The following is a 25,587-nucleotide window of genomic DNA, read 5'->3' as shown; positions in this document are numbered from 1 at the left end:
TATAAAATTAGAGCTATGAACTAATCGTGTGTCAATAAAATAATTCTCCAATGGACTGGGTTAAATAAATGGCTTCACCGCTGATTTTCACCGTGCGCAGCCGGCTGCCGCGATTAATCGACCTGTTACTCACGCCGCTGGCGTGGTGCGGATTTGTCTGGTTGTTTGTCACCGGATTGCTGCATATCCTGCGCGCAACACCTTACGGCGGCCCGCGGCCGCTGAGCTCGGGGATGAATACCCTGACGCTCTGTTTTGCTATCGCGCTGTTTAACGCCCGGGTGCCGACCGGCTGGGCCAGGTACAACCCGCTGCGCTTTCGCACCGAGCGCCGCCGTCCGGGTCTGGATCCGGACGAAGTGGCGGAGAGCTTTGCCATCAGTGAAAGCGACGTCAGCGTGTTAAGCAGCAACGACCTGCTGCGGGTCACCCACGATCGCCAGGGACGTATTACCGGGGTGGAAGCCCTGCGGGGCCGCCGTTAAACGGCGCGGCAACTGAGGAACCTATGATGAAAAATCGTCGCGCCGGGAGCGCATTTTCACCGGGCGTCCCGACCATTCGTAAACAGGTTCAGCGTATGCATCTGCTGATGGTCGGCGTGGCGCTGCTGTTTGGCAGCGTCTCGCTGCTGGCGATGAGAATGTCGCAGCCGCAGCGGGGGGAAACCGCCCCCGATGCGATCTGGCTGGTGCTGCTGCTGCTGAGCGCCATGCTGCTGGTGGTGGCGCTGCTGGCCTGGTTCCTGTCGCGCCGGCTGCATGCGGAGCTGGAGAGCTGGCAGCAGAAGCTTTCAAGCGAAAACGCCTCGCTGGCGCACAAGGCGCTGCACGACCCGCTCACCGGCCTGCCGAACCGGGCCGCCTTCGAACACCAGCTGGCCTCGCTGTGGCAGGAGCCCCGGTGTCGCGAGCGGATGGTGGTACTGTTCATCGACGGCGATCGCTTTAAGCAGATTAACGATCGGTACGGCCATGCGGCGGGGGACTGGGTGCTGAAGGAGACCGGCCGGCGGCTGCGCGCGCGGCTGCGGCGTGACGACCTGGTGGCGCGGATGGGCGGCGATGAGTTTGCGGTACTGCTGGCGACCGTTGAGCGGCCGGATCAGGTGGCGCGGGTGGCGCAGGATATTATCACCGCGATGGCGCAGCCGATGGTGCTGCAGGACGGCACCCGGGTGGTGCAGTCGTTGAGCATCGGCGCGGCGCGGGGGAAAGATCACAGCAGCGTGCAGGCGCTGATGGCGCAGGCCGACGCGGCGATGTATCACGTTAAAGCGTCAGGCGGCGGCTGGTATCTGTCACCCTCCTGCTGCATGACGGGCGTCGTGCTACCTCAGGTGGTCACCTCGCGGCAGGCTTAATTACGCGCCGGGCTGTTTTTCTCGGCGATACGCTGGGCAAAACCGCCCGCCGGATAGTCACTGCAGTCAAAGCTCCAGCTGCTGCGTGCCAGCGCCTGGCGGCGCATATGGTGACGATAGGCGGTGGGCGTCTGCATAAACTGGCGGCGGAACACGCGGGAAAAGGTCTGCTGCGAGTCGTAGCCGTACTGCATGGCGATATCAAATACCGGCCGCTGGGTCTGACGCAGCGCTTCTGCTGCCAGGGTCAGGCGGCGCTCACGAATATAATTCCCCAGCGTCTGTTTGGTGACGGCGCGGAACATCCGCTGCAGGTGCCATTTCGAATACCCCGATTTTGCGGCTACTTCATCAATCGACAGCGTCTTATCCAGATTGCTGTCGATCCAGTCGGTCAGGGTGCTGATGATGTCGTCATGCATACAGGTTTCTCCCGGTTTTCTGCGCCATGCTGGCGGATAAAAAAGTAAAGAGGTCCGTTGCCCCTCGCGGTATCAATGGTGGCTGAGTATAATTCCTCAAGTTAACTTGAGGTAAAGGGCTAAATGAAAAAAACTCGTACCACGCCGAACAAGCGCGAACTGACTCCCGGCGACGTGGCGCAGCGCTGCGGCGTGGCGGTCTCCGCGCTGCATTTCTATGAAAGTAAAGGCTTAATCAGCAGCCACCGCAATGCCGGCAACCAGCGGCGCTATCACCGTGACGTACTGCGCCGGGTGGCGGTAATCAAGATCGCCCAGCGTATCGGCATCCCGCTGGCGACCATCGGCGACAGCCTGATGCAGTACCCGGCGGACAAACGCATGTCGCCAAAAGAGTGGGCGGTGCTGTCCCAGCAGTGGCGTGACGAGCTGGACCGGCGCATTGAAACCCTCACTCATCTGCGCGACGATCTTAACGGCTGCATCGGCTGCGGCTGCCTGTCGATGCAGGACTGCCCGCTGCGCAACCCGAACGACCGGCTGAGCGAGCAGGGCACCGGCGCGATCCTGCTGGATGTGAAGGGTGGCTGAGCCTGGACTGGACGATCAGAGCAGGAGCGCCGGGGCGTTAAATGGCCAGTTTGAGGTGACCAATCGGTGAGGAGGAGGGGGTAATCACAATCTCAATATCACAACCGAGCCGGTTAAGGCACTCCATCAGCTTACGCTCCGAGAGGTGAGTAAAGTCACCACGCAGCAGATTGGAGACCTTGGCCTGACTGATACCCATGCGTTCGCCAGCGGCAGCCTGGGTCAGCCCCAGCCGCCGGATCGACTTGATGATTTCAATGGCCAGCCCGGACTTAATTTTGTGTTTCTCCGCGTCGCGTAACCCCAGGTCGGCGAACACGTTGTCTGAACCCTGCTCAACGGTGATACCGTCAATGACTGTCTTTTTCATTTCTTAACTCCTGAGCAATGGTTTCTGCCACCTTGAGACGAATTCGAACGATCTCCATATCCTCTTTTGGCGTCATGATTCCCTGTTTACTCTTCTTTTGGAAAGCATGCAGTACGAACACGGCTTCAGAAAACTTAACGGTATAGACCGCGCGGTAAGTACCGCCAATATCATCCTCCACGACCTCCAGAACACCGGCGCTGCCAAATCCCTTAAGAACCTTCACGCTGTCGTGTTTTTCGCCGCGCTGGGCAAAATCCAGTGCGAAGCCAAAAAAACGCTGGATCGCGGTGGGCAGCGACATCAAATCTTTTTTACTGCTGCCCAGTCAGATTAACGGCCTTTCTCCCTGTGTACCCATCTCCCTGTTCCTTTACCTTGTGGTGATATTATCACCATACCTGAACAGGTATAAAGGACAATCTGGCGGCAGGGCTTTTCGGTGAAACGACGACTTCAACGCGGATGGGTGCAGCGAAAATGTGACCCTCATTGAAATATTACCGCCGGCACGTCGTCACCTATACTCAGACGTTACCGACGTTTTTATGCCGGGCACACAACAGGAGCCACTATGATCACCGTTCACCATCTGAATAACTCGCGCTCGCAGCGTATCCTGTGGCTGCTGGAAGAGCTGGAGGTGCCGTACCAGATCCGCCGCTACCAGCGTGAGGGCACGCTGCTGGCCCCACCTGAACTGAAAAAAATCCATCCGCTGGGCAAATCGCCGGTGATTACCGATGGTGACCGGGTGGTGGCCGAGTCCGGCGCTATCCTTGAGTACCTGGCCAGCCGCTACGATCCGCAACAAAAGCTGGCGCTGTCCGATGAAGAGGAGCAGCTGCAGGCGCGCTACTGGCTGCACTACGCGGAAGGTTCGCTGATGCCGCTGCTGGTGATGAAGCTGATCTTCGGTCGTATGGGGAAACCGCCGGTGCCGTGGCTGCTGCGCCCGGTGGGTAGCGCCTTTGGCGCGGGCGTGCAGAAAGGCTATCTCAACCCGCAGCTGGTTACCCATCGCGAGTTTATCGAACAGCACCTGACGCAACATGCGTGGTTCGCCGGCAGCCGCATCAGCATTGCCGACGTGCAGATGAGCTTCCCGCTGCAGGCGCTCAGCGCGCGCGGCGGCGGTAAAGAGTCCCCGGCGATTCAGGCCTGGCTGCAGAAGGTGCAGGCGCGGGAGGCCTGGCAGCGTGCGGTGCAGCAGGGTGGTGAACTCACGCTATCCTGAACCCATAAGAAAGGGCTATTTCGCACCCTGGCTTTTCGCCGTTACCCTCTCTGTGTAACGGCGTTGCGCAACGGCTGACTGCCATCCGGCAAAAAATCACGTGAACAGGTGTTGAAAATACCTCATTAAAGGCTGGATAATCGTTTGCCTTTCCGTGAATCGTTTCAGGTCTCATCACGGCCGGGCTTTTTTTGCGTGAAAATAGTAAACGTTTGCCTTTATCCGGTCAGCGCCTCTCCCTGAGGTCCGCTGCACCGCGACTATTGTGCCAGGGATGCAAACGTCGATCGCGGCTCTGCCCGCGATACCGCGCAGCAATAACTCATAAGAAATCTCAGAGGATTATCATGTCGACTCCTTCTCAACCGGCCGGCGGCCTGGACGCCTGGTTTAAAATTTCTGCACGCGGCAGCAGCGTGCGTCAGGAAATTATTGCCGGACTTACGACCTTCCTGGCGATGGTCTACTCGGTGATTGTGGTGCCGTCCATGCTTGGTAAAGCCGGCTTCCCGCCAACGGCGGTGTTTGTGGCCACCTGTCTGGTGGCGGGCTTTGGCTCGCTGCTGATGGGGCTGTGGGCGAACCTGCCGATGGCGATCGGTTGTGCCATCTCGCTGACCGCCTTTACCGCCTTCAGCCTGGTGCTGGGGCAGCAGATCAGCGTGCCGGTGGCGCTGGGTGCGGTGTTCCTGATGGGTATCCTGTTTACCCTGATCTCCGCCACCGGCATTCGCGCCTGGATCCTGCGCAACCTGCCGATGGGCGTTGCGCACGGTACCGGAGTCGGTATCGGTCTGTTCCTGCTGCTGATCGCCGCGGACAGCGTCGGCCTGGTGGTGAAGAACCCGGCGGCCGGTCTGCCGGTGGCGATGGGCCACTTCACCTCCTTCCCGGTGATCATGACGCTGGTCGGACTGGCGGCCATCTTTGGTCTGGAGAAACTGCGCGTGCCGGGCGGCATTTTACTGACCATTATCGCCATCTCGGTGATCGGCCTGCTGTTTGACCCGTCGGTTAAGTATCAGGGGCTGTTCGCCATGCCAAGCCTGAGCGATGCGCAGGGGAATTCGCTGGTGTTCAGCCTGGATATCCTCGGCGCGCTGCAACCGGCGGTGCTGCCAAGCGTACTGGCACTGGTGATGACCGCGGTGTTTGATGCCACCGGCACCATCCGCGCGGTGGCCGGCCAGGCCAACCTGCTGGATAAAGACAACCAGATTATCAACGGCGGTAAGGCGTTAACCAGCGACTCGCTGAGCAGCATCTTCTCCGGTCTGGTCGGTGCGGCCCCGGCGGCGGTCTATATCGAATCGGCGGCGGGCACCGCGGCGGGCGGCAAAACCGGCCTGACGGCGATCGTGGTCGGCGTGCTGTTCCTGATGATCCTGTTCCTGTCACCGCTGGCCTACCTGGTGCCGGGCTATGCCACGGCGCCGGCGCTGATGTACGTTGGCCTGCTGATGCTCAGCAACGTCTCTAAAATCGACTTTGATGACTTTGTTGATGCGATGTCCGGCCTGCTGGCGGCGGTGTTTATCGTGCTGACCTGCAACATCGTGACCGGCATTATGCTTGGCTTCGGTGCGCTGGTGATCGGCCGCATCTTTGCCGGCGAGTGGCGCAAGCTGAACGCCGGTACGGTGATTATCGCGGCGATCCTTGTCGCTTTCTATGCCGGCGGCTGGGCGATTTAATGCTGTTTCGGGGCCGCAGACGGCGGCCCCACCTTCAGAACCTACTGAATTTCCCTCCTGAGCACATCCTGTTTTTCAACGGTTTACTATTTTGTTTTACTATAATCTGTGTCCCGTCACGCTGGCTGTGCCGCTGACGGTGATGTTCTGCAAGGTGCATTGCGCTGCCGTCTTTGCATGAAACCCCACCGGAAGACAGAGTAAGGTAAACATGGAAATCTTCTTCACCATCCTCATTTTGACGCTGGTCGTGTCGCTCTCGGGCGTGGCCGCGCGTATTATCCCGTTTCAGATCCCCCTGCCGCTGGTGCAGATTGCCGTGGGGGCGCTGCTGGCCTGGCCGACGTTCGGCCTGCACGTCGACTTTGACCCCGAGCTGTTTCTGGTGCTGTTTATCCCGCCGCTGCTGTTTGCCGACGGCTGGAAAACCCCGACCAGCGAGTTCCTGCACCACGGGCGGGAGATTATCGGCCTGGCGCTGGCGCTGGTGCTGGTTACCGTGGTCGGTATTGGTTACCTGATTTACTGGCTGGTGCCGGGCATCCCGCTGATCCCGGCGTTTGCGCTGGCCGCCGTCCTGTCACCGACCGATGCGGTGGCGCTCTCCGGCATCGTCGGTGAAGGGCGTATTCCGAAAAAAATCATGTCGATCCTGCAGGGCGAGGCGTTGATGAACGACGCCTCCGGCCTGGTGTCGCTGAAGTTTGCCGTGGCGGTAGTGATGGGCACCATGGTGTTTACCGTCTCCGGTGCTACGGTCGAATTTCTTAAGGTGGCAATTGGCGGTCTGCTGGCCGGTATCGCCATCTGCTGGCTGTACGGTAAATCGCTGCGCCTGTTCAGCCGCCTGAGCGGTGACGATCCGGCGACGCAGACCGTGCTGCTGCTGCTGCTGCCGTTTGCCTCCTACCTGATTGCCGAGCATATCGGCGTCTCCGGCATCCTCGCCGCCGTGGCGGCCGGGATGACCATTTCTCGCTCCGGCATTATTCGCCAGGCGCCGCTGGCAATGCGCCTGCGTGCCAACAGCGTCTGGCAGATGCTGGAGTTTGTGTTTAACGGCATGGTGTTCCTGATGCTCGGCCTGCAGCTGCCGGGGATTCTGGAAATCTCGGTCAGGCAGGCCGATGCCGACCCTAACGTCGAGCTGTGGGTGCTGTTTGCCTCGGTGGTACTGGTCTATTTTGCGCTGATGATCGTGCGTTTCGGCTGGCTGTGGACCATGCGCGCCATCAGTCGCCGCCTGCTGAAAAAGCGGCCGATGGAGTTTTCCAGCTACTCCACCCGCGAGCTGCTGATCGCCACCTTTGCCGGCGTGCGCGGGGCGATTACCCTCGCCGGCGTGCTGTCGATTCCGCTGCTGCTGAGCAACGGCAGCGACTTCCCGGCGCGCTACGAGCTGGTGTTTCTCGCCACCGGGGTGATCCTGTTCTCGCTGCTGGTTGGTGTGGTGCTGCTGCCGCTGCTGCTGCGCGGTATTGACGGTATCGATAAAAGCGTGCACCGCCGCGAAGTGCAGACCGCGCGGGCGGTGATGGCCGGCGTGGCGATGGAGAGCCTGTATAAGATGGAAGAGCGGCTGACGGCGGACACCGAAGAGAACATCGATACCGAGCTACTGAAAGAGGTGAGTTCGCGGGTAATTGGTAACCTGCGCCGCCGGGTGGACGGCAAAGACGATCTGGAACGTTCGCAGTTTGCCGAGAACCTCGAACGCCGCTTCCGCCTGAACGCGGTGCGTGCCGAACGCGCCGAGCTCTACCACCTGCGCGCCACCCAGCAGATCAGCAACGAAACCATGCAGCAGCTGCTGCACGAGCTCGACCTGCTGGAAACGCTGCTGAGCGGTAAAGAGGAGTAAACCGGCGGGCGGGGCACGGCCCCGCCCGTATGCTGGTAGCACAAAAATGTGCGGATTAGTTCTCAGCATCTCCGCAACAGATAACCGCGCATTTTCTGAATTTTACAGTGACAGCCCTGGTGCTTCACCCGGCAGGCACTCGCGGCAGCAGCTGATCCACGCCTGGGCGCTGCGCGACAGGTAGCTGCCCTCGCGCCAGATTAGCCCCAGCTGCCACACCAGATCCGACTCCAGCGGCAGCCACAGCAGCTGGCTCTTATCCAGCCGCTGGCAGACTGGCTCCGGCAAAATCGCTACCCCCATTCCTGCCTGTACCATTGCCGCCAGAAAGTCCCACTGGCCGCTGCGCACGGCGATCTGCGGCGTAAAGCCGCTGGCCTGAAATGCGCGCATCAGCTGGCGGTTGAGGGAAAATTCTTCGTTATAAATCAGGATCGGATGCCCGGCCAGCTCGGCCAGCGGCACGTGGGTGCGGCGCAGCCAGGCCTCGGTACGCGGCACCAGCACGCACAGCGGATGGCTGACCAGCGGCAGCGCGTTGAGTGGCTGATCGTCAGCGATTGGCAGAGCGGTCATGGCAATGTCCAGGCTGCCGGTCAGCACCGCCTGCTGCACCGTCAGGCCGCCAAACTCAGAGATCTTCAGCACCACACCCGGGTAACGCTGGCGGAAGGCGGAGACCGCACCGGCGATCTGCATGCCGACCATCGGCGGAATGCCCAGCCGCAGCTCGCCGGTTTTCAGCTCGTTGATATCGCTGATCTCGGCTTCCAGCTGTTTAAACTCCTGCAGGATAGTCAGCCCGCGCTGATAGACCGCCTGGCCGGTGTCGGTCAGATGCAGCCTGCGCCCTTCGCGCAGCAGCAGCGTGCAGCCCAGCTCCTCTTCCAGCTGGCGCAGCATCTTGCTGATGGTCGGCTGGGTGACGTACAGCTGTTCCGCCGCGCGGGTAAAACTCTGCTGGCGAACCACTTCCACAAAATAGCGCAACGCGCGAACGTCCATCATCATTCCTTTCTGGCATAGCTGGAATAATATTAATTCATTTTTTTCACCCTTTGTCGCGGATTTATAATCATTTCTGTCGAAGTACTACCGAGGATAAAAAGTGAGTCGCAGCACCCCACAGCACCTGACCGGCCCGCTACCGTCTGCCCCCGCCTGGCGGCAGCGCCTGCAGGTGCCACTGCAGGTCTTACTCTACATCGCGCTGTTTGTATTCTCTGAGCAACTGGTGATCTGGCTGCACCTGCCGCTGCCGGCCAATATCGTCGGCCTGCTGCTGTTGCTGGCGATGATCGTGCTGCGGGTGCTGCCGCTCGGCTGGGTCAAAGCCGGCGCGAACTGGCTGCTGGCCGAAATGCTGCTGTTCTTTATCCCGGCGGTGGTGGCGGTGGTGAACTATGCGGAGCTGCTGCGGCTGGAGGGCTGGCGCATTCTGCTGGTGATCGGCGTCAGTACCCTGCTGGTGCTGGCGGCGACCAGCGTGGTGGTGGAGCGGGTCTACCGTTTTGAGTGCTGGCTGAGCGCGCGGCGGGAGGCTAAACGTCATGCGTGATCTGCTGCTGAGCGTGGTGTGCCTGCTGGTCACGCTGGGCGTCTACTTCTGCAATAAGCGCCTCTACCGCCGCTGGCACCGTCTGCTGCTGATGCCGCTGGTGATGACGCCGATGGTGCTGGTGGCGCTGCTGCTGGTAACAAAAGTCTCCTGGCAGGACTATATCGGTGAGAGCCGCTGGCTGCTGTGGCTGCTCGGCCCGGCGACGCTTGCGTTTGCCGTGCCGGTATATGAAAACCTGGCGATTATTCGCCGCCACTGGCTGTCGCTGACCGCCGGGGTGATCGTCGCCACGCTGGTCGCCGTGTTCAGCTCGGTGTGGCTGGCCCGGTTGCTGATGCTGCCCGAGGCTATTCAGCGCAGCCTGGCGGTGCGTTCGATCACCACGCCGTTTGCGCTGGCGGCGGCGAAACAGCTCGGCGGCCAGCCGGACCTGGTGGCGCTGTTTGTGGTGATCACCGGGGTATTTGGCATGGCCGTGGGGGATATTCTTTTCCTGCGGCTGGCAATAACCCAGGGGATGGCGAAGGGTGCGGGCTTTGGTGCCGCCTCCCACGGTGCCGGTACCGCCCGTGCTTACGAACTGGGTGCACAGGAGGGCGTGGTATCCAGCCTGGTGATGATGCTGTCCGGTATTCTCACCGTGGTGCTGGCCCCGGCCATTGGTCACCTGATGTGGGCCGGATAAGAAATATTTGCTTACCGCCATTTTTGTAATGTTAATCAAATTCAGGCGCTTTCCCCTGTTTCTCATATAATTCTTAGTGTGATTGCTTTAGTCTTCACGCTCGCCGCCTTGCGGCATGCGTAATTTTTACCAGGAGAAAACAATGAAAAGAGTGGCAATGACAACCGGTGCGCTGGCACTGCTGGCGCTGGCAGGCTCTGCCCAGGCTATCGAAGGCGGCGTGAGCGTGGGCAAAGACTACACTGACGTTCACGTCGGTCTGGGCACCAACACCCCGGGCTTTGCGCTGTCCGGCGACTGGCTGCGCAGCGACCACGACGGCAACGTGGAAAGCCTTGGTCTGGGCTACAACGTGGCGGTCGGCGACGTGTTCCTGTCACCGACCGTCAAAGCACTGTCCACCAACCCGAAAGACACCCGTGACGGCTATGCCATCGCCATCGGCGGCGGCGTTAAGGTGCCGGTAACCAGCATGTTTAACGTCTACGGTGAGTACTTCTACGCGCCGGACGCGACCTCCAGCCACATCGACAACTATCAGGAAGCCGCTGCCGGCGTCAGCTTCCAGCCGATCTCGCTGGTTGACGTCAGCGTGGGCTACAAATATATGAGCCTGAACGGCAAAGACGGTCGTAAAGACAACGTCGTCGCCAACGGCCCTTACGTGGGTGCGGCACTGCACTTCTAACCTGTTCTGCCTACAGGCAACTCGGAACGTTAAGCGCAGGGAGGCTGTATCTTGAAAGGTGTTTTCTTTCAGGCAGCTCCGAACCTAAAGCGCAGGGAGCCTGTACACGGAGCAAAGCATCACGGGTCATGGATGGCCCGCACAAAGCAGAAGTCGCTGCGTGTTCCGGTGCCCGGCGTATCGGGTCTTTCCGGAACACGGACACGCTATGAACACGTCCCTGGCCGCTGACGGTCCGCTTATCCGGAAAGACCCGATTGCCCGAAATTTCTGGCGTCGCTGCCTGAGCCTGTCGATCACTGAACCCGCAGGCGATGACTCCTGCGGACAATGCAAAACGATGGGAGTCGGGCGCGGTGCTCTTCCTTCAGGCAACTCCGAACGTAAAGTGAAGAGAGTCTGTACATGGAGCAAAGCATCACGGGCCAGGAATTGTCCCGCACAGAGCAGAAATCGCTGCTGATTCCAGTGCCCGGCGTATCAGGGAGTTCATTTTACGTTCTGGTCGCTGTCAGTTCGGTTGCCCGGCGTATCGGAGTGCCCGCTTTCAGTACCGGGCGCTGCCGGTTTCGGTACCTGGCTTATCGGGTATATCCGGAACGCGGACACGCTGTAAATACCTCCCTTGTATCTTGAATCTTGTAGTGGGTGGTGGTTAGCTACCACCATCTGAAACAGGGTGAATTTGATACATCCATAAGGTTATGACCTTGTCGTACAGCATAAATCCCCTGCTTCACCTTTCACGCCAGAACAGACTTTGAACGGTTGCCGGGAGCACTGACTCCGCATGCACAAGGATAATGGGCGTGATGGTTATATGTGAAAGGAGATGCATGATGATCCAGTTAGGTATTGACGTTGGAAAAAGTAAAATCGACCTCTGCCTGCTTCCCGACGGTCCCGACGGCAGGAAGAAAACGAAAGTACTGAGCAATGGTCCCCGGGTTGCAGCGGCCGTTCTTGAATGGGTTGTGGCCAGGAAAGTGAACGTGGCCGACCTGCAGGTCGTTCTGGAACCCACGGGCACCTATCACGAACATCTGGCCTTTGGCCTTTACGACCAGGGCGTCAGAGTGGTTATCGCTAATCCGGCCCGCGTGAGGAACTTTGCTAATGGCATGGGGATCCTGACCAAAACGGACCGGGTGGATGCGTTTGTTCTTGCCTGCTGTACGCTCGGCGGCGGCCATCCATGGCCGCCGACGGTCCGCTAACCCGGATATACCCGATAGCTCTTAAGCTGCTGAGCTGCTGTGAGACGTTTTTTTCAGCCAGGCATTAAATAGCCGATCCTAACAGCACTACACTTGAGCCAGACTTTGTTGCCCACTCGGGAAGGCGTTGAGTTACTCATAACATGCCTGAAGAGCAGGGCGCTTTTCTCGCTCTTTGAATCATGGGCGTGGCTTCAGGCGATGATACGTACTCTCAATCTTAAAGCGATGGATAGGTTTCAACACCCCACCGCTCATATACAGGTAACGAGAAGGCCATATTTCTTCTGCTTTGGCGCCGATAGCCTCTGCAATAATCTCTTCACCTTTAGTCCACGGGCGTGTCAGTGCGTTGCTCAACGTCCCCGGACTGAGTCCGTGAGCCCTCGAAAGTGCGGCGAGGGAACCATATTTTTTCCTCACTGCGGCGAGGATATCGGCACGGTGCCAGTCACATCCGGATGTCTCCTTTTTCATACTCAGTCCTCATTGATAATCACGATTAATAGCCTTATTTTTTAATAAAAAACGAACTGTGTAATAATGCACATGATTTTCTTAAGTTTAATCTGTGCATAGGTATAGTCTGGTACTATACCTATGTTCACTGCCTGGGTTTTATAGGCGTCTACTAAGGTTTCATTTTTGATTCCTTATGGAAATAAGCTCCATAAATAAACGACTGACTCCAGGAGTTGAACAGGGTTTTATCTAATTAAATGATATTTTTTAAATTTAATAAGGTGTTTTTTATGATGGCCATTAAGTTGTTTTCTTTTCACGAGTTGCCGCGCTCGCTTGCTAATGAAATGTTTTTTCTGAGATTTGAGACCTTTAAAGAAAGACTAAACTGGAAAGTTGTGGGAGATAGTCATATGGAGTTTGATGAATATGACAACGAAAACGCAAGTTATCTCTTAGGATTTGACTGTGAAAATCTTGTTTGCGGTGTTCGTCTTATAGATTTAAAGTTTCCTAATATGATTATAAATACCTTTAGTGATTTCTTTGATAGTATAAATCTTCCTCAGGGGCATTTTCTGGAGTCCAGTCGTATATTTGTCGATAAAAAAGGCAAAGAGACTGCGCTCAAGAGGTTTTATTATAAGTCTAAGGTTGTGTTCGGAAATGATTAGTTTTGCACGTGATAAAATCACGATGGTATCTGGGTCATGTTTAATTACCCGATGTTGAAAATTCTTTCATCTGCGGCATGTATGGGAGACATAGTAGAAGAAGGAATCTCAGAAAGAAATGAGAGTGTTCATTATACCCTCCCACACTCATTTTTATTTTTAGGGATAACTTAATTTTCAAGAAGATATCATCTATTTCAATAAGCAGAGTCAGGAGTGATGATAATATTTAGTTCTGTTCCCAGGTGAATGGCATGTTTAGCATTTACTACTCCTAATTTTTTTACTACCTTAGCCATATGAAACTTAACTGTTCCAACCTTAAGATCGAGAATGATTGAGATGTCCTGGTAGGTCTTACCCATGCTTGCCCAATAAAGTATCTCATTCTCTCTTGTGGAAAATATACCATCATAACAACTTCGGTCCATTGTCTTTGTGGTGGCGTAGTCCTTCAGTGTTGAAAAGTATCTTTCGTGAGTTTTTATAAGTAGCATCTGAAGTTCAGCTGTATTATTTATTATTATGTTTTCATTTTTACAAACATCATTTTTTTCTGTCAGTAATGAAAGCAATGCAATATTATTAATGTTGTCATGGAGCACAAATGTAAATCCATTCTTGATATTATGTTTTTTAGAGTAAGTAAATATTTTTGATGCAGTGTCAATACTTTCACCCCATAAAAAAGGACTGGTTCTTTTTAGTGCATGTAAAACAACAGGGTCTATGTACTGAAATTTATGGGATTTGTATATATCAATCCATTCAGTAGGGTAGTTAGATATTATCTTGATTTTTCCAGTGTCTTTTTTGTTAATGATGAAGTAAGAATATAGAAAATTCCCATAACCTTTTAGGTTTCTTTCCAAAAACGATCTTATTTTTTTATCCTCACACTCATAATTAGAAAAAAAGTTTATCATAATGGATCCTTTTTACATTATTGAGGGTTTTATTTCTGTAAAGATGACGAGTGCCTTATAAAGAAGCATCTTTTTCTTCACATTAATCATGAAAGTACGTCTGAATGCACATGTGTTTTTTTAAAGTCTATACAGTATGGCATTTTAACTGCTCATGCCAGCTATACTAAGGTTCAGTTTTTTTTGATTTGTTTTTTGTTGATGATGGTTTTGCTGAGTGTGCTTTATCTTTTATTGGATTGAGTGCTGTTGATCTATGTTTTTATCATGTGTCTGTGAGGTTTATTGGTTGTTTGGTTGGGTTTTATAAATCGTTAATTTTGGCTTGTGAATATGGTCTGTTTTTACCCCCCCCCCTGTGCGCAGGAATATGAGGAAATTATAACATATTCAACATAGTATTCGGCGCTAATAAACTATCATGTAATATTGATTTCCAATTCAGTCAAGAATGAGTAGGAATTTGCCTGATTCTCTCAGTCACTTCTGCATCCGCACTAACATACACATCTTCCAAATATTAGCTTAGCCTGCTGAGTTGCTCTGGCAGATGGTGCTTTCTCTGGCGATTGTGTTGCTGTCTGAGCAGGTTATTCTGGGGACTTGTGCCTGGCTTATTGGGTTAGTGAGTTGATGTTCAAGACGGTAGCTGCACGCTCGGCGCTGCTCATCCATCTTCTTGAAGGCAACTCTGAACGTAAAGCGATGGGAGCCTGTACACGGAGCAAAGCATCACGGGCCAGGGAGGGCCCGTGCTGAGCTATCAGGGATGATGCTTTTTGCGTCTTTGCGGAGTGTACAGGCTCCCTGAGCCAGAGACGTTGTTAACGATTTTTTACCTTCAGGCAGCTCCGAACCTAAAGCGAAGGGAGCCTGTACACGGAGCAAAGCATCGCGGGCCAGGGAGGGCCCGCGCTGAGCTGTCATGGATGACGCTTGTTGCGTCTTTGCGGAGTGTACAGGCTCCCTGAGCCGGGCACGGTGTCAAGCCCTGGCCCTTGCCTGAGACGGGCACAGTATTCAGCCATGCCCGGCTCTCGTTACTGCATCAGTGCCCCTTACCACCCTCAATCCCAATCCCGGTCTGTGAACGGATAAACTGCGCCTGGAAGCGCTGGCGCTCCTGCGCGCCGCTGGCGGAGTTATCGGTCACCGAGAACAGCCAGGTCCCGATAAAGGCGGCCAGCATCGAAAACAGCGCCGGATACTCATACGGATATATCGGCTTCGCGTGGCCCAGCACCTGCACCCACACCGTCGGGCCGAGGATCATCAGCCCCACCGCCGTCAGCAGCCCCAGCCAGCCGCCGATCATCGCGCCGCGGGTGGTCAGCTTCGACCAGTACATCGACAACAGGATAATCGGGAAGTTACAACTGGCGGCGATCGAGAACGCCAGCCCGACCATAAAGGCGATGTTCTGCTTCTCAAACAGAATGCCCAGCGCAATCGCCACCACCCCCAGCACCAGCACGGTGATTTTCGACACCCGCAGCTCATCTTTCTCGCTTGCCTGCCCCTTACGGAACACGCTGGCATAGAGATCGTGCGACACCGCCGATGCCCCGGCCAGCGTCAGCCCGGCCACCACCGCCAGAATGGTGGCAAAGGCCACGGCGGAGATAAAGCCGAGGAACAGGCTACCGCCCACCGCGTCGGCCAGATGCACCGCCGCCATATTATTGCCTCCAATCAGCGCGCCCGCGGCGTCTTTAAACGCCGGGTTGGCACCGACCAGCAGAATGGCACCGAAGCCGATAATAAAGGTCAGGAAGTAGAAGTAACCCATAAAGCCGGTGGCGTAAAACACGCTTTTACGCGCCTCGCGGGCGTCGCTGACGGTGAAGAAGCGCATCAGAATATGCGGCAGCCCGGCGGTACCAAACATCAGCCCCAGCCCGAGCGACAGCGCCGAGATCGGATCTTTCACCAGCCCGCCCGGGCTCATAATATCAACGCCTTTCGGATGGACCTTCATCGCCTCGCTGAACAGCGTATTAAAGCTGAAGCCGACGCTCTTCATCACCATAATTGCCATAAAGCTGGCGCCGAACAGCAGCAGCACCGCCTTAATAATCTGCACCCAGGTGGTGGCCAGCATGCCGCCAAACAGCACGTAGAGCACCATCAGAATGCCCACCAGCACCACCGCCACGTGATAGTCGAGGCCAAACAGCAGCTGGATCAGCTTGCCGGCACCGACCATCTGCGCAATCAGATACAGCGCCACCACCACCAGCGAACCGCAGGCGGAGAGGGTGCGGATCGGCTTCTGCTGCAGACGGTAAGAGGCGACGTCGGCAAAAGTGTAGCGGCCAAGATTGCGCAGCCGTTCGGCAATCAGGAACAGGATAATCGGCCAGCCCACCAGGAAACCGAGCGAGTAGATAAGCCCGTCGTAGCCGGAGGTATAGACCAGCGCCGAAATACCGAGGAACGAGGCGGCTGACATAAAGTCACCGGCCATCGCCAGGCCGTTCTGGAAGCCGGTAATGTTGCCGCCGGCGGTATAGTAGTCGCTGCGCGAACGGGTGCGCTTCGACGCCCAGTAGGTGATCCCCAGCGTGGCGGCGACGAAAATCAGGAACATCACGATCGCTTCAATATTGGTCGGCTGACGCTCGACCGCGCCGCTGATGGCGTCGGCCGCCAGCGCCGGTACCGGCAGCAGCGCCAGCAGGCTGAACAGGCGTAAAGGCTGTTTCATTGCTTCACCTCGGCAAGCAGTTCGCGGGTCAGGCGGTCAAATTCACCGTTGGCGCGCCAGACGTAGACGCCGGTCAGCACAAAGGAGATGACGATCAGGCCGACGCCGATCGGGATGCCGCGCGTCACGCTGGTGCCGGCGTGCAGCGGGGTGCCGAGCCAGCCGGGGGCAAAGGCGATCAGCAGGATAAAGCCGACGTAGAGCACCAGCATAATCAGCGACAGCAGGGTGGCAAAGGCCTGGCGCTTGCTGACCAGCTCCTTAAAGCGCGCACTGTGTTCAATGCGTTGGATGATGACATCGTTCATTAACGCCTCCAGAGATGGTGAACGGAGGGGTGCGGACAGGCACCACGCCCCGATCAGGGAGTTTTTTGTTATTGATATCAACGGTGTTTCGAATGAAAGAGCATTACGGCAGGCCCTGCTCTGCGGCAGGTAAAACAGGGGCACGGAGGCCCCTGTGAGTTACGGCATCTTAATGGTCTGTTTCTCTTCCAGCAGCTTCTCCACCACGCCCGGATCGGCCAGCGTGGAGGTATCGCCGAGATTGCCGGTATCGCCGGTGGCAATTTTGCGCAGAATGCGCCGCATAATTTTGCCGGAGCGGGTTTTTGGCAGCGAGTCGGTCCAGTGCAGCACGTCCGGCGTGGCGATCGGGCCGATCTCTTTTCGCACCCAGTTACGCACCTCGGTGTACAGCTCCGGCGTCGGCTCTTCGCCGCTGTTCAGAGTGATATAGGCGTAAATGGCCTGGCCCTTCAGACTGTGCGGAATGCCGACCACCGCCGCTTCGGCAATTTTCGGGTGGGAAACCAGCGCGGACTCAATCTCCGCCGTGCCCAGCCGGTGGCCGGAGATATTCAGCACATCGTCAACGCGGCCGGTGATCCAGTAGTCGCCGTCCTCATCGCGCCGCGCACCGTCGCCGCTGAAGTACATATTCTTAAAGGTGGAGAAGTAGGTCTGTTCAAAGCGATCGTGATTGCCGAACAGGGTACGCGCCTGGCCCGGCCATGAATCGGCAATCGCCAGGTTGCCTTCGGTCGCGCCCTCCAGCACCTTGCCTTCGTTATCCAGCAGCACCGGCTGCACGCCAAAGAACGGCTGCATCGCCGACCCCGGCTTCTGTGCACAGACGCCCGGCAGCGGCAGGATCATAAAGCCGCCGGTTTCGGTCTGCCACCAGGTATCGGTAATCGGGCACTTACCGTTACCGATTTTCTTGTGGTACCACTCCCAGGCTTCCGGGTTAATCGGTTCGCCCACGGAACCGAGAATGCGCAGCGAACTGCGTTGGGTGCCCTCGATCGCCTTATCGCCTTCGGCCATCAATGCGCGCACCGCGGTCGGCGCGGTGTAGAGAATGGTGACCTGATGCTTATCGACCACCTCGGCCATGCGGCTCGGTTTCGGCCAGTTGGGCACGCCCTCAAACATCAGCGTGGTGGCACCGCAGGCCAGCGGGCCGTACAGCAGGTAGCTGTGGCCGGTGACCCAGCCGACGTCGGCGGTACACCAGTAAATATCATCCGGCTGGTAGTCAAAGGCGTACTTAAAGGTGCTGGCCGCGTAGACCAGATAGCCGCCGGTGGTGTGCAGCACCCCTTTCGGTTTGCCGGTGGAGCCGGAGGTATAAAGGATAAACAGCGGGTCCTCGGCGTTCATCGGCTCTGGCTGGTGATGGTCGCTGGCTTTGCTGACCAGCTCGTGCCACCACAGGTCGCGCTGGTTGTCCCAGCCGGTGGCCTTACCGGTGCGTTTCAGCACCACCACGTTACTGACGCTGGTGACGTTCGGGTTGTTCAGCGCATCGTCAACGTTGCGCTTGAGCGGAATGGCTCGCCCGGCGCGCACGCCTTCATCGGCGGTGATCACCAGACGTGAATTACTGTCGATGATACGGCCGGCCACCGCCTCTGGTGAGAAGCCGCCGAAGATCACCGAATGGATGGCGCCGATGCGCGCACAGGCCAGCATCGCCACAGCCGCTTCCGGCACCATCGGCATATAGATGGCGACCACGTCGCCTTTTTTAATGCCGAGATCCAACAGCACGTTGGCAAAGCGGCAGACGTCGCGGTGCAGCTCGCGGTAGGTCAGGGTAGTGCTTTCGCCGGCATCATCGCCTTCCCAGATAATCGCCGGGTGGTCGCCGCGGGCGTCGAGGTGGCGATCGAGGCAGTTGGCGGCCAGGTTCAGCGTGCCGTCTTCATACCAGCGAATGGAAATATTGCCGGGGGCAAAAGAGGTGTTCTTCACCGTCTGATAGGGGGTCATCCAGTCGAGAATTTTTCCCTGCTCTCCCCAGAATGCGTCGGGGTTTTCGACCGACTGTTGATACATCGACTGGTACTGCCGGGCATTGATCAGCGTATGTTCCGCAATATTTGCGGGAACCGGGTAACGGTGTTTTTCTGTCATGGCTCGCCTCCTTGAAGATGTTAATAATATGTCAATCAAAGGTTAATTGAAGACCGGTGTCTGGCTTTGTTTTCTTTTTGCGCGGCAGATCACGTCATAACAGCCGGTGATGAAAGCCGCCCGACAGTGGTCGTTTCCGTTGGGGATGGCGCGCCGTTATGCCGGTTGCAGTACAGCACGCCGTGCAAAAAAAACGCAAATAGACCTTTTTATTTCTGCGGGCAACGCCGCTTTTTTGCATCACTATGCGCATTTTTTAGATTAATAAACGCTTTCATAACAACGGTTTATTATGCTGGCTATTTTTCAGACGTTTATCCTGTCGCTGATTAAATAAGTAGCCGCATATCGCGTAGGGTTGCATTCATGCCGTTGAAAATGGTACTGATTACGCGCCTGTAAATCAGGAATCAACCATCCATCACCTGCGAATTGTCCGAATTCGGACTGCCTCCTCTGAGCGCCATTCATGCCGTATGTCTCATGCGGTAAGCAGGTTGTGTTAAGGAAAAAGACAAGTTATGAAATCTGTAAAGTTCAGCCTTGCCTGGCAAATATTGATTGCGTTGGTACTGGGGATCGCCGTCGGTGCGGTACTGCATAATCAGCAGGAGAGCCGCGAGTGGCTGGTCACTAACGTGCTCAGCCCGGCCGGTGATATCTTTATCCACCTGATCAAAATGATCGTGGTGCCGATCGTGATTTCCACGCTGATCGTCGGCATTGCCGGCGTGGGTGATGCGAAAAAGCTCGGGCGTATTGGTGTCAAAACCATCATCTATTTTGAAGTGATTACCACCATTGCCATTGTGACAGGGATTACTCTGGCGAACGTGTTTCAGCCCGGCTCCGGCATAGATATGTCGACGCTGGCAACGGTGGACATCTCTAAGTATGAAGCCACCACCGCGCAGGTGCAGGGACAGCCGCACAGCCTGGTGACCACCATCCTGTCGCTGATCCCGCAGAATATTTTTGCGGCGATCGCGAAAGGCGACATGCTGCCGATCATCTTCTTCTCGGTGCTGTTTGGCCTTGGGCTGTCATCGCTGCCGGCGGAACACCGCGATCCGCTGGTGAAGGTATTCCGCTCCACTTCGGAAGCGATGTTCAAAGTGACCAACATGATTATGCGCTACGCGCCGGTCGGGGTGTTTGCGCTGATCTCGGTGACCGTCGCTAACTTTGGCTTCGCCTCGCTGTGGCCGCTGGCTAAGCTGGTGGTGCTGGTCTATGCGGCAATCCTGTTCTTTGCGCTGGTGGTGATGGGAGCGGTCGCCCGCTTCTGTAATCTGCGCATCACTACGCTGATCCGCATCCTCAAGGATGAGCTGATCCTCTCTTACTCCACCGCCAGCTCGGAAACCGTGCTGCCGCGCATTATGGAGAAGATGGAGGCCTACGGCGCGCCGAAGGCGATCACCAGTTTTGTGGTGCCGACCGGCTACTCGTTTAACCTCGACGGTTCGACGCTGTATCAGAGCATTGCGGCGATCTTTATCGCCCAGCTGTACGGCATCGATCTGTCGCTGGGCCAGGAGATTATCCTGGTGCTGACGCTGATGGTCACCTCGAAAGGGATCGCCGGCGTGCCGGGCGTCTCCTTTGTGGTGCTGCTGGCGACGCTGGGCAGCGTCGGCATCCCGCTGGAAGGGCTGGCGTTTATCGCCGGCGTGGATCGTATCCTCGATATGGCGCGTACCGCGCTGAACGTGGTCGGTAACGCGCTGGCGGTGCTGGTAATCGCCAAGTGGGAAGATCAGTTTGATGCGAAACAGGCGGTGGCCTACGAGGCGCAGCTGAAACAGGTGGCCGGTTGACCGCCTGCCGTTAACCTGAGTATCCGGCGCCGCGTGCGCTGAAGGAGACCAGCCTGCGGGCTGGTCTTTTTTTATTCCCGCCGAAGATACATCTGTAATACTCTAAAATCTGACTTAAGTTTAATCACTTACCGCACTCAGGGTTTTTCTGCCCGTTGCAACTGACCGTTCACCGGCGACCACCTGCCGCCACTGAGCGAGTGGATATGCTACCTGCGTCATGTGATTTGTGTTAAGTCCACTAAAGATCTGCCCGTTCGCGCCGAAAATATAAAAAAATATAACTCATCCCCTCTTACCTCACTTTTGTTAATCCCATGAAGGATTTAACCCATGCGTAATAACTTGCCCGTTACACAGCAAGAGTACCTGTTTGACGATGATGCCACGCTGATGTCGACCACCGACGCCAGCAGCCGCATCACCTACGCCAATGATGCGTTTATTGAGGTCAGCGGTTTTACGCCTGAAGAGATTAACGGCCAGCCGCACAATATGGTGCGCCATCCGGATATGCCGCCTGAAGCCTTTGCCGATATGTGGGCGACGCTGAAAAAAGGGGAGCCATGGAGTGCGCTGGTGAAAAACCGCCGTAAAAATGGCGATCACTACTGGGTGCGTGCCAACGCCATCCCGGTAGTGCGCAACGGCCAGGTGCAGGGCTATATGTCGGTGCGCACTAAGCCCGGCCAGCAGGAGGTACGCGAGACCGCCGCGCTGTATCAAAAATTCCGCGATGGCAAAGCGAAAGGCGTGCGTTTTCATAAAGGGCTGGTGGTGCGCACCGGCCTTATGCGCTGGCGTTCACTGTTTAAGACCCAGCCGCTGCGCTGGCGCATCCGCAGCCCGCTGCTGCTGCTGCTGCCGCTGACCACGCTGGGCGTCTGGGGGCTGGGGCTGAGCGCTACCGCGACCGGCATCTTCGCTGCCGGTATGGCGCTGCTGCTGCTGCTCGTCTCCGCCTGGCTGGAGAGCCAGATCTCGCGGCCGATCGAGCGTGTTTACCAGCAGGCGCTGGGCGTGGCCACCGGGGACAGCCAGAAAGTTGAGCAGATGGACCGGGTTGATGAGGTGGGCATGACGCTGCGCGCCATCGGCCAGCTGGGGCTGATGTTCCGCTGGCTGGTGGGTGACGTCAGCGGTCAGGCAATCAACGTGCTCAGCGCCAGCGATGCCATCGCGCAGAGCAATGCCGAGCTGAGCCGCCGTACCGAGCAGGCGGCCGCTAACGTGCAGCAGACCGCCGCCACCATGAATGAGATGACCGCCACGGTGAAGAACAACACCGATACCGCCGCCGAGGTCAATACGCTGTCGATCGGTACCAGCAGAAGCGCGCTGCAGGGCGGTGCAGCGATGCAGGAGATGGTCAAAATGATGGCGGAAATTACCGACAGTTCGAAAAAGATCGCCAGCATTACCAGCGTGATTGACGGCATCGCCTTCCAGACCAATATTCTGGCGCTGAACGCCGCGGTGGAAGCCGCCCGCGCCGGCGAGCAGGGCAAAGGCTTTGCGGTGGTGGCCGGTGAGGTGCGTAACCTGGCGCAGCGCAGCGCGGCGGCGGCCAGCGAGATCAAGTCGCTGGTGGAGACCAGCACCACCAAAGTGCAGTCGGGCACCCTGCAGGTGAACGACACCGGTAAAACGATGGAAAATATCGTCAGCCAGGTGCAGAACGTCACCACGCTGATTACCCGGATTAGCGAAGCCACCGCCGAGCAGGCCACCGCGCTGAGCGAAGTGAGCCTGGCAGTGGAGGATCTGGACCACATTACCCATCAGAACGCCGCCCGGGTGGAGGAGAGCGCCCAGGCATCCGGCAGGATGAACCGCCAGGCCACCCGGCTGGTGGAGGCGATCAGCGTGTTCCGTTAAGCACAAAGCGTCTTTACCCGTTGCCGGTGTGCCGCTTTACGCGCCGCCGCCGCCACACCGGCTCCGGTTCGCTGTCTTTTGAAACGATGCCCGGGTGTGCCGCCATAAGCGGATGCCCGGGGGCTTCTGCCATTGTGTGTACCCGGAGCCTGGCCGCTGTCACCCCTGTCTGGCCGCCAGCGGGCGATCGTCCTGTGATAAGCTTGAGGCCTGAACGCTATCGCGAGCCTGTTATGTCCTCCACTATCGACTTCAGCTTTGCCACCCGCCCGCTGGTGCCTTTTGCCCATGACTACCGCCACGGCGAGCATCAGCCGCGCCATTATCATAACTGTGCGCAGCTGGTGCATACGCTGACCGGTGTCGTCCGGGTCGAGACCGATAGCGGGCACTGGATCGTGCCGCCGGGACGCGGCGTCTGGCTGCCGGCCGGCGTGCATCATGCGCTGCAGATTACCGGTGACGTTGCGGCGCGGACGCTGTTTATCGATCCGCTGGCGCGCGCCGATCTGCCCGCCAGCTGTCAGGTGGTGCAGGTGTCGCCGCTGCTGCGCGAACTGATCGTCAGCGCGCTGGCGCTGCCGGAGGTGTACCCACCCGCCAGCCGCGCCGAGCGCATCTATGAGCTGATCCTGGATGAGATACGGGGGCTGGATGAGCTGCCGCTGCGCCTGCCGGAACCGTCCAGCGACGCGCTGGTGGCGCTGTGCCGTGCGGTACGCGCGCGGCCTGGCGATCGCTGGACGCTGGAGAACGGCGCGCGGCAGATTAACGCCAGCAGCCGCACGCTGGCCCGGCGCTTCAGTCAGGAGACCGGGCTGCAGTTCAGCGACTGGGTGCGGCGTGCGCGGCTGATGGAGGCGCTGACGCGGCTGGCGCGCGGCGACTCGGTGCTGAGCGTCTCTCTGGAGCTGGGTTACGAAAGCCAGAGCGCGTTCAGCGCCATGTTCCGCCGCATTATGGGCGTGGCACCCAGCGACTACTTTCCGGCGCGCGGCTGAGCCTGCCCGGCGACGAGGCTCCTGCCTGCGGCCCTGTCGGTGACACGCCGGCGGCGGGCTGAACCTGTGCTGGCCGTCATTTCCCTGCGGCGGACAGAGCCTGCCCCAGCGCGTTGAGCAGCGCCTGCAGCGACGCGCGTGACACGTCGCTGTCGATGCCGACGCCCCACAGGCTGCGGTTGTCGCCGAAGGTGCAGCGCAGATAGGCAACGGAACGGCTGTCGCTACGCTGGCCGAGGGTGTGCTCATGGTAGTCCTGAATGGCAAAGGGGACGTCGAACGCCTGGCGCAGCGCGTCTACCGCGGCCGACAGCAGCCCGTTGCCGCAGCCGCTGATGACGATCGCCTGCTCACCGCGCTGCACGCTGGCCGCAAACTGCAGCTGCCCGTGGTGGTCGCTCTGGCTGCGGTAGTCGTTCAGGCGTAAGGCCGGGGCATCCAGGCCATACGCCTGGCGGAACAGCTGCCAGATCGCCGCCTGGGTCATCTCTTTGCTGTCGCCGTCGGTGACCTGCTGCACCCGCTGGCTGAAATCCTGCTGCAGGCCGCGCGGCAGGGTCAGGCCATGATTCTGTTCGATCATCCAGGCGGCACCGCTCTTGCCCGACTGGCTGTTAACGCGGATCACCGCTTCATAGCTGCAGCCGATATCCGCCGGATCGAGCGGCAGATAGGGCACTTCCCAGTGCGGCTCCTGCTGCAGTTTACGCGCGGCAAAGCCCTTCTTAATCGCATCCTGGTGGGAGCCGGAAAACGCGGTAAACACCAGCTCTCCCGCGTAAGGGTGGCGCGGATGCACCGGCAGCTGGTTACACTGCTCCACCACGTCCACCACCCGTTTCATCTGGCTGAAATCCAGCCCGGGGGCGATCCCCTGGGTATAAAAGTTCAGCGCCATGGTCACCAGATCGACGTTGCCGGTGCGTTCGCCGTTGCCAAACAGGCAGCCCTCCACCCGGTCAGCCCCCGCCAGCAGCGCCAGCTCGGCGGCGGCAATGCCGGTGCCGCGATCGTTATGCGGATGCACGCTGATGCACACCTGCCGGCGCTGCGAGAAGTGGCGGCAGAAGTACTCAATCTGATCGGCATAGACGTTCGGCGTGCTGACCTCCACGGTGGCCGGCAGGTTGATAATCATTGGGCGTGCGTCGCAGGGCTGCCAGACGGCGGCCACCGCTTCACAGATCTGCAGGGCAAACTCCATTTCGGTAAAGCAGAAGGTTTCGGGCGAGTATTCGAAGGTCCAGCGGGTCTGCGGCTGCTCTTCGCAACGCTGGCGGATCTGGCGGGCGGCGCTGACGGCCAGTTCGATAATCTGTTCACGGCTCTGGCGGAACACCAGCCGGCGAAATACCGGCGCGGTGGCGTTATACAGATGGACGATCGCCCGATCCACCCCTTCCAGCGCGGCGAAGGTACGATCGATCAGATCCGATCGCGCTTGGGTCAGCACCTGGATGGTAACGTCCTGCGGGATCATCCGCTGCCCGATCAGCTGGCGCACAAAGTTGAAATCGGTCAGCGAGGCCGACGGAAAGGCGACCTCGATCTCTTTAAAGCCGCACTGCAGCAGCAGCTGCCAGAACAGCATTTTGCGTTCGGCGTCCATTGGTTCCGCCAGCGACTGGTTGCCGTCGCGCAGATCGGTGGAGAGCCAGCGCGGTGCCTGGCGCAGGGTGCGGCCGGGCCACTGGCGGTCTGGCAGCGTCAGGGCGGGAAAGGGGCGATATTTTTCGGCGGGATGTGGCAGCATGGTCAGGCTCCTGAAGGTGTCTTCGATCGCGTCAAAGGTGAACAGCTAGTGTGCCGTAAGCCGGCGCGGGCTGGCTGGCGCAAAACTGACAATCTCAGGCGAAAAGCGGACAAGCGGCGGCAAAAAAAAAGAGCAGATCTGTCGATCTGCTCCCTGTAACGCCCTGGTGTTGGCGTGTGTCTGGATTATTTTTGCTTAAGGTTAAAACAGGGACTGCCGGTAATCATTAAAATATTTATCTTATGTATCCTGAA

General features: G+C 57.8%; 24 protein-coding genes. 14 read left to right on the top strand and 10 right to left on the bottom strand.

Features of this window, described 5'->3' with window-relative positions:
- Positions 1-68 precede the first annotated feature (68 nt).
- Both pgaD and GKQ23_RS21835 read left to right on the top strand, forming a co-directional pair.
- Positions 69-485 (top strand): poly-beta-1,6-N-acetyl-D-glucosamine biosynthesis protein PgaD, encoded by a 417-nt coding sequence (gene pgaD / locus GKQ23_RS21840; RefSeq protein ID WP_212409426.1) that lies wholly within the window; start codon positions 69-71, stop codon positions 483-485.
- A gap of 23 nt (positions 486-508) precedes the next feature.
- Entirely contained in the window at positions 509-1,363 is an 855-nt protein-coding gene (locus GKQ23_RS21835; protein ID WP_212409425.1) for a GGDEF domain-containing protein, read from the top strand.
- Here the strand turns inward: GKQ23_RS21835 and soxS are convergent.
- A complete protein-coding gene (gene soxS, locus GKQ23_RS21830; protein ID WP_212409424.1) occupies positions 1,360-1,785 on the bottom strand; it encodes a superoxide response transcriptional regulator SoxS in 426 nt (141 codons plus the stop codon). The two genes, GKQ23_RS21835 and soxS, sit on opposite strands and share 4 nt — an antisense overlap.
- A gap of 123 nt (positions 1,786-1,908) precedes the next feature.
- Between soxS and soxR the strand changes: the two genes are divergently transcribed.
- Entirely contained in the window at positions 1,909-2,376 is a 468-nt protein-coding gene (gene soxR / locus GKQ23_RS21825; protein WP_056235155.1) for a redox-sensitive transcriptional activator SoxR, read from the top strand.
- 37 nt (positions 2,377-2,413) lie between these two features.
- Here soxR and GKQ23_RS21820 read toward each other — a convergent pair whose 3' ends face one another.
- Together GKQ23_RS21820 and GKQ23_RS21815 are read right to left on the bottom strand one after the other, a co-directional pair.
- On the bottom strand, positions 2,414-2,746 hold the full coding sequence (locus GKQ23_RS21820) for a helix-turn-helix domain-containing protein (RefSeq protein WP_212409423.1): 333 nt from the start codon (positions 2,744-2,746) through the stop codon (positions 2,414-2,416).
- The gene (locus tag GKQ23_RS21815; protein ID WP_212409422.1) at positions 2,727-3,050 is read right to left on the bottom strand and encodes a type II toxin-antitoxin system RelE/ParE family toxin; all 324 of its coding nucleotides are present in this window, start codon (positions 3,048-3,050) and stop codon (positions 2,727-2,729) included. The genes GKQ23_RS21820 and GKQ23_RS21815 overlap by 20 nt, the downstream gene beginning before the upstream one ends.
- 270 nt (positions 3,051-3,320) lie before the next feature.
- Here GKQ23_RS21815 and GKQ23_RS21810 point away from each other — a divergent pair, with 270 nt between their 5' ends.
- From GKQ23_RS21810 to GKQ23_RS21800, 3 genes are all read left to right on the top strand, one after another.
- Complete coding sequence (locus GKQ23_RS21810) at positions 3,321-3,983, top strand: glutathione S-transferase family protein (protein ID WP_056235165.1); 663 nt, start codon at positions 3,321-3,323, stop codon at positions 3,981-3,983.
- 347 nt (positions 3,984-4,330) lie between these two features.
- The gene (locus GKQ23_RS21805) at positions 4,331-5,677 is read left to right on the top strand and encodes an NCS2 family permease (protein ID WP_056235168.1); all 1,347 of its coding nucleotides are present in this window, start codon (positions 4,331-4,333) and stop codon (positions 5,675-5,677) included.
- Positions 5,678-5,888: 211 nt separating this feature from the next.
- The gene (locus GKQ23_RS21800; RefSeq protein ID WP_056235171.1) at positions 5,889-7,538 is read left to right on the top strand and encodes a Na+/H+ antiporter; all 1,650 of its coding nucleotides are present in this window, start codon (positions 5,889-5,891) and stop codon (positions 7,536-7,538) included.
- Positions 7,539-7,640: 102 nt separating this feature from the next.
- Here GKQ23_RS21800 and GKQ23_RS21795 read toward each other — a convergent pair whose 3' ends face one another.
- The gene (locus tag GKQ23_RS21795) at positions 7,641-8,543 is read right to left on the bottom strand and encodes a LysR family transcriptional regulator (protein WP_056235172.1); all 903 of its coding nucleotides are present in this window, start codon (positions 8,541-8,543) and stop codon (positions 7,641-7,643) included.
- Positions 8,544-8,646: 103 nt separating this feature from the next.
- On the opposite strand from GKQ23_RS21795, the gene GKQ23_RS21790 reads away from it, so the two are divergent.
- From GKQ23_RS21790 to GKQ23_RS21775, 4 genes are all read left to right on the top strand, one after another.
- Positions 8,647-9,096 carry a CidA/LrgA family protein gene (locus GKQ23_RS21790; RefSeq protein WP_369814371.1) on the top strand — a complete coding sequence of 150 codons (450 nt, stop codon included), beginning with the start codon at positions 8,647-8,649 and terminating at the stop codon, positions 9,094-9,096.
- A complete protein-coding gene (locus tag GKQ23_RS21785) occupies positions 9,089-9,784 on the top strand; it encodes an LrgB family protein (RefSeq protein ID WP_056235175.1) in 696 nt (231 codons plus the stop codon). Before GKQ23_RS21790 ends, GKQ23_RS21785 begins: the two co-directional genes overlap by 8 nt.
- 142 nt (positions 9,785-9,926) lie before the next feature.
- Positions 9,927-10,472 (top strand): YfaZ family outer membrane protein, encoded by a 546-nt coding sequence (locus tag GKQ23_RS21780; RefSeq protein ID WP_056235178.1) that lies wholly within the window; start codon positions 9,927-9,929, stop codon positions 10,470-10,472.
- An 836-nt stretch (positions 10,473-11,308) separates the two neighbouring features.
- A complete protein-coding gene (locus tag GKQ23_RS21775) occupies positions 11,309-11,689 on the top strand; it encodes a transposase (RefSeq protein ID WP_212409421.1) in 381 nt (126 codons plus the stop codon).
- Between the two features lie 180 nt (positions 11,690-11,869).
- Here the strand turns inward: GKQ23_RS21775 and GKQ23_RS21770 are convergent, their stop codons facing one another.
- Positions 11,870-12,166 (bottom strand): helix-turn-helix transcriptional regulator, encoded by a 297-nt coding sequence (locus GKQ23_RS21770; RefSeq protein ID WP_212409420.1) that lies wholly within the window; start codon positions 12,164-12,166, stop codon positions 11,870-11,872.
- Positions 12,167-12,441: 275 nt separating this feature from the next.
- Between GKQ23_RS21770 and GKQ23_RS21765 the strand changes: the two genes are divergently transcribed.
- A complete protein-coding gene (locus tag GKQ23_RS21765; protein WP_212409419.1) occupies positions 12,442-12,825 on the top strand; it encodes an acyl-homoserine-lactone synthase in 384 nt (127 codons plus the stop codon).
- Positions 12,826-13,022: 197 nt separating this feature from the next.
- Here the strand turns inward: GKQ23_RS21765 and GKQ23_RS21760 are convergent, their stop codons facing one another.
- The 4 genes from GKQ23_RS21760 to acs form a co-directional block, all read right to left on the bottom strand.
- Positions 13,023-13,751, bottom strand: coding sequence for a LuxR family transcriptional regulator (locus tag GKQ23_RS21760; protein ID WP_212409418.1), 729 nt, complete (start codon positions 13,749-13,751; stop codon positions 13,023-13,025).
- 1,048 nt (positions 13,752-14,799) lie between these two features.
- On the bottom strand, positions 14,800-16,458 hold the full coding sequence (gene actP, locus GKQ23_RS21755; RefSeq protein WP_212409417.1) for a cation/acetate symporter ActP: 1,659 nt from the start codon (positions 16,456-16,458) through the stop codon (positions 14,800-14,802).
- On the bottom strand, positions 16,455-16,766 hold the full coding sequence (locus GKQ23_RS21750; RefSeq protein WP_056235184.1) for a DUF485 domain-containing protein: 312 nt from the start codon (positions 16,764-16,766) through the stop codon (positions 16,455-16,457). The genes actP and GKQ23_RS21750 overlap by 4 nt, the downstream gene beginning before the upstream one ends.
- Positions 16,767-16,925: 159 nt before the next feature.
- Complete coding sequence (gene acs, locus GKQ23_RS21745) at positions 16,926-18,881, bottom strand: acetate--CoA ligase (protein WP_212409416.1); 1,956 nt, start codon at positions 18,879-18,881, stop codon at positions 16,926-16,928.
- Between the two features lie 521 nt (positions 18,882-19,402).
- Here acs and gltP point away from each other — a divergent pair.
- The 3 genes from gltP (at position 19,403) to GKQ23_RS21730 (ending at position 23,580) form a co-directional block, all read left to right on the top strand.
- Positions 19,403-20,701 carry a glutamate/aspartate:proton symporter GltP gene (gene gltP / locus GKQ23_RS21740; RefSeq protein WP_101506141.1) on the top strand — a complete coding sequence of 433 codons (1,299 nt, stop codon included), beginning with the start codon at positions 19,403-19,405 and terminating at the stop codon, positions 20,699-20,701.
- 333 nt (positions 20,702-21,034) lie between these two features.
- Complete coding sequence (locus GKQ23_RS21735) at positions 21,035-22,579, top strand: PAS domain-containing methyl-accepting chemotaxis protein (RefSeq protein ID WP_056235191.1); 1,545 nt, start codon at positions 21,035-21,037, stop codon at positions 22,577-22,579.
- A gap of 233 nt (positions 22,580-22,812) precedes the next feature.
- Positions 22,813-23,580 carry a helix-turn-helix transcriptional regulator gene (locus tag GKQ23_RS21730; RefSeq protein ID WP_056235194.1) on the top strand — a complete coding sequence of 256 codons (768 nt, stop codon included), beginning with the start codon at positions 22,813-22,815 and terminating at the stop codon, positions 23,578-23,580.
- Positions 23,581-23,656: 76 nt separating this feature from the next.
- Here the strand turns inward: GKQ23_RS21730 and leuA are convergent, their stop codons facing one another.
- Entirely contained in the window at positions 23,657-25,333 is a 1,677-nt protein-coding gene (gene leuA, locus GKQ23_RS21725) for a 2-isopropylmalate synthase (protein ID WP_212409415.1), read from the bottom strand.
- Positions 25,334-25,587: the final 254 nt, after the last annotated feature.

The organism is Erwinia sp. E602, from assembly GCF_018141005.1.
Taxonomy (GTDB): domain Bacteria; phylum Pseudomonadota; class Gammaproteobacteria; order Enterobacterales; family Enterobacteriaceae; genus Erwinia.
Note: the sequence above shows the minus strand (reverse complement) of the source record. Positions and strands in the feature narration are given on the sequence as shown.

What these genes read in the sequence shown, in the direction of transcription:
- GKQ23_RS21775 (WP_212409421.1), top strand. Translation starts at nt 11,309, where the DNA reads ATGATGATCCAGTTAGGTATTGACGTTGGAAAAAGTAAAATCGACCTC.
- soxS (WP_212409424.1), bottom strand. Translation starts at nt 1,785, where the DNA reads ATGCATGACGACATCATCAGCACCCTGACCGACTGGATCGACAGCAAT.
- GKQ23_RS21735 (WP_056235191.1), top strand. Translation starts at nt 21,035, where the DNA reads ATGCGTAATAACTTGCCCGTTACACAGCAAGAGTACCTGTTTGACGAT.
- GKQ23_RS21815 (WP_212409422.1), bottom strand. Translation starts at nt 3,050, where the DNA reads ATGTCGCTGCCCACCGCGATCCAGCGTTTTTTTGGCTTCGCACTGGAT.
- GKQ23_RS21730 (WP_056235194.1), top strand. Translation starts at nt 22,813, where the DNA reads ATGTCCTCCACTATCGACTTCAGCTTTGCCACCCGCCCGCTGGTGCCT.
- GKQ23_RS21835 (WP_212409425.1), top strand. Translation starts at nt 509, where the DNA reads ATGATGAAAAATCGTCGCGCCGGGAGCGCATTTTCACCGGGCGTCCCG.
- acs (WP_212409416.1), bottom strand. Translation starts at nt 18,881, where the DNA reads ATGACAGAAAAACACCGTTACCCGGTTCCCGCAAATATTGCGGAACAT.
- actP (WP_212409417.1), bottom strand. Translation starts at nt 16,458, where the DNA reads ATGAAACAGCCTTTACGCCTGTTCAGCCTGCTGGCGCTGCTGCCGGTA.
- GKQ23_RS21780 (WP_056235178.1), top strand. Translation starts at nt 9,927, where the DNA reads ATGAAAAGAGTGGCAATGACAACCGGTGCGCTGGCACTGCTGGCGCTG.
- GKQ23_RS21810 (WP_056235165.1), top strand. Translation starts at nt 3,321, where the DNA reads ATGATCACCGTTCACCATCTGAATAACTCGCGCTCGCAGCGTATCCTG.
- GKQ23_RS21795 (WP_056235172.1), bottom strand. Translation starts at nt 8,543, where the DNA reads ATGGACGTTCGCGCGTTGCGCTATTTTGTGGAAGTGGTTCGCCAGCAG.
- GKQ23_RS21765 (WP_212409419.1), top strand. Translation starts at nt 12,442, where the DNA reads ATGATGGCCATTAAGTTGTTTTCTTTTCACGAGTTGCCGCGCTCGCTT.
- GKQ23_RS21750 (WP_056235184.1), bottom strand. Translation starts at nt 16,766, where the DNA reads ATGAACGATGTCATCATCCAACGCATTGAACACAGTGCGCGCTTTAAG.
- GKQ23_RS21785 (WP_056235175.1), top strand. Translation starts at nt 9,089, where the DNA reads ATGCGTGATCTGCTGCTGAGCGTGGTGTGCCTGCTGGTCACGCTGGGC.
- GKQ23_RS21760 (WP_212409418.1), bottom strand. Translation starts at nt 13,751, where the DNA reads ATGATAAACTTTTTTTCTAATTATGAGTGTGAGGATAAAAAAATAAGA.
- GKQ23_RS21820 (WP_212409423.1), bottom strand. Translation starts at nt 2,746, where the DNA reads ATGAAAAAGACAGTCATTGACGGTATCACCGTTGAGCAGGGTTCAGAC.
- GKQ23_RS21770 (WP_212409420.1), bottom strand. Translation starts at nt 12,166, where the DNA reads ATGAAAAAGGAGACATCCGGATGTGACTGGCACCGTGCCGATATCCTC.
- GKQ23_RS21800 (WP_056235171.1), top strand. Translation starts at nt 5,889, where the DNA reads ATGGAAATCTTCTTCACCATCCTCATTTTGACGCTGGTCGTGTCGCTC.
- GKQ23_RS21805 (WP_056235168.1), top strand. Translation starts at nt 4,331, where the DNA reads ATGTCGACTCCTTCTCAACCGGCCGGCGGCCTGGACGCCTGGTTTAAA.
- soxR (WP_056235155.1), top strand. Translation starts at nt 1,909, where the DNA reads ATGAAAAAAACTCGTACCACGCCGAACAAGCGCGAACTGACTCCCGGC.
- pgaD (WP_212409426.1), top strand. Translation starts at nt 69, where the DNA reads ATGGCTTCACCGCTGATTTTCACCGTGCGCAGCCGGCTGCCGCGATTA.
- gltP (WP_101506141.1), top strand. Translation starts at nt 19,403, where the DNA reads ATGAAATCTGTAAAGTTCAGCCTTGCCTGGCAAATATTGATTGCGTTG.
- leuA (WP_212409415.1), bottom strand. Translation starts at nt 25,333, where the DNA reads ATGCTGCCACATCCCGCCGAAAAATATCGCCCCTTTCCCGCCCTGACG.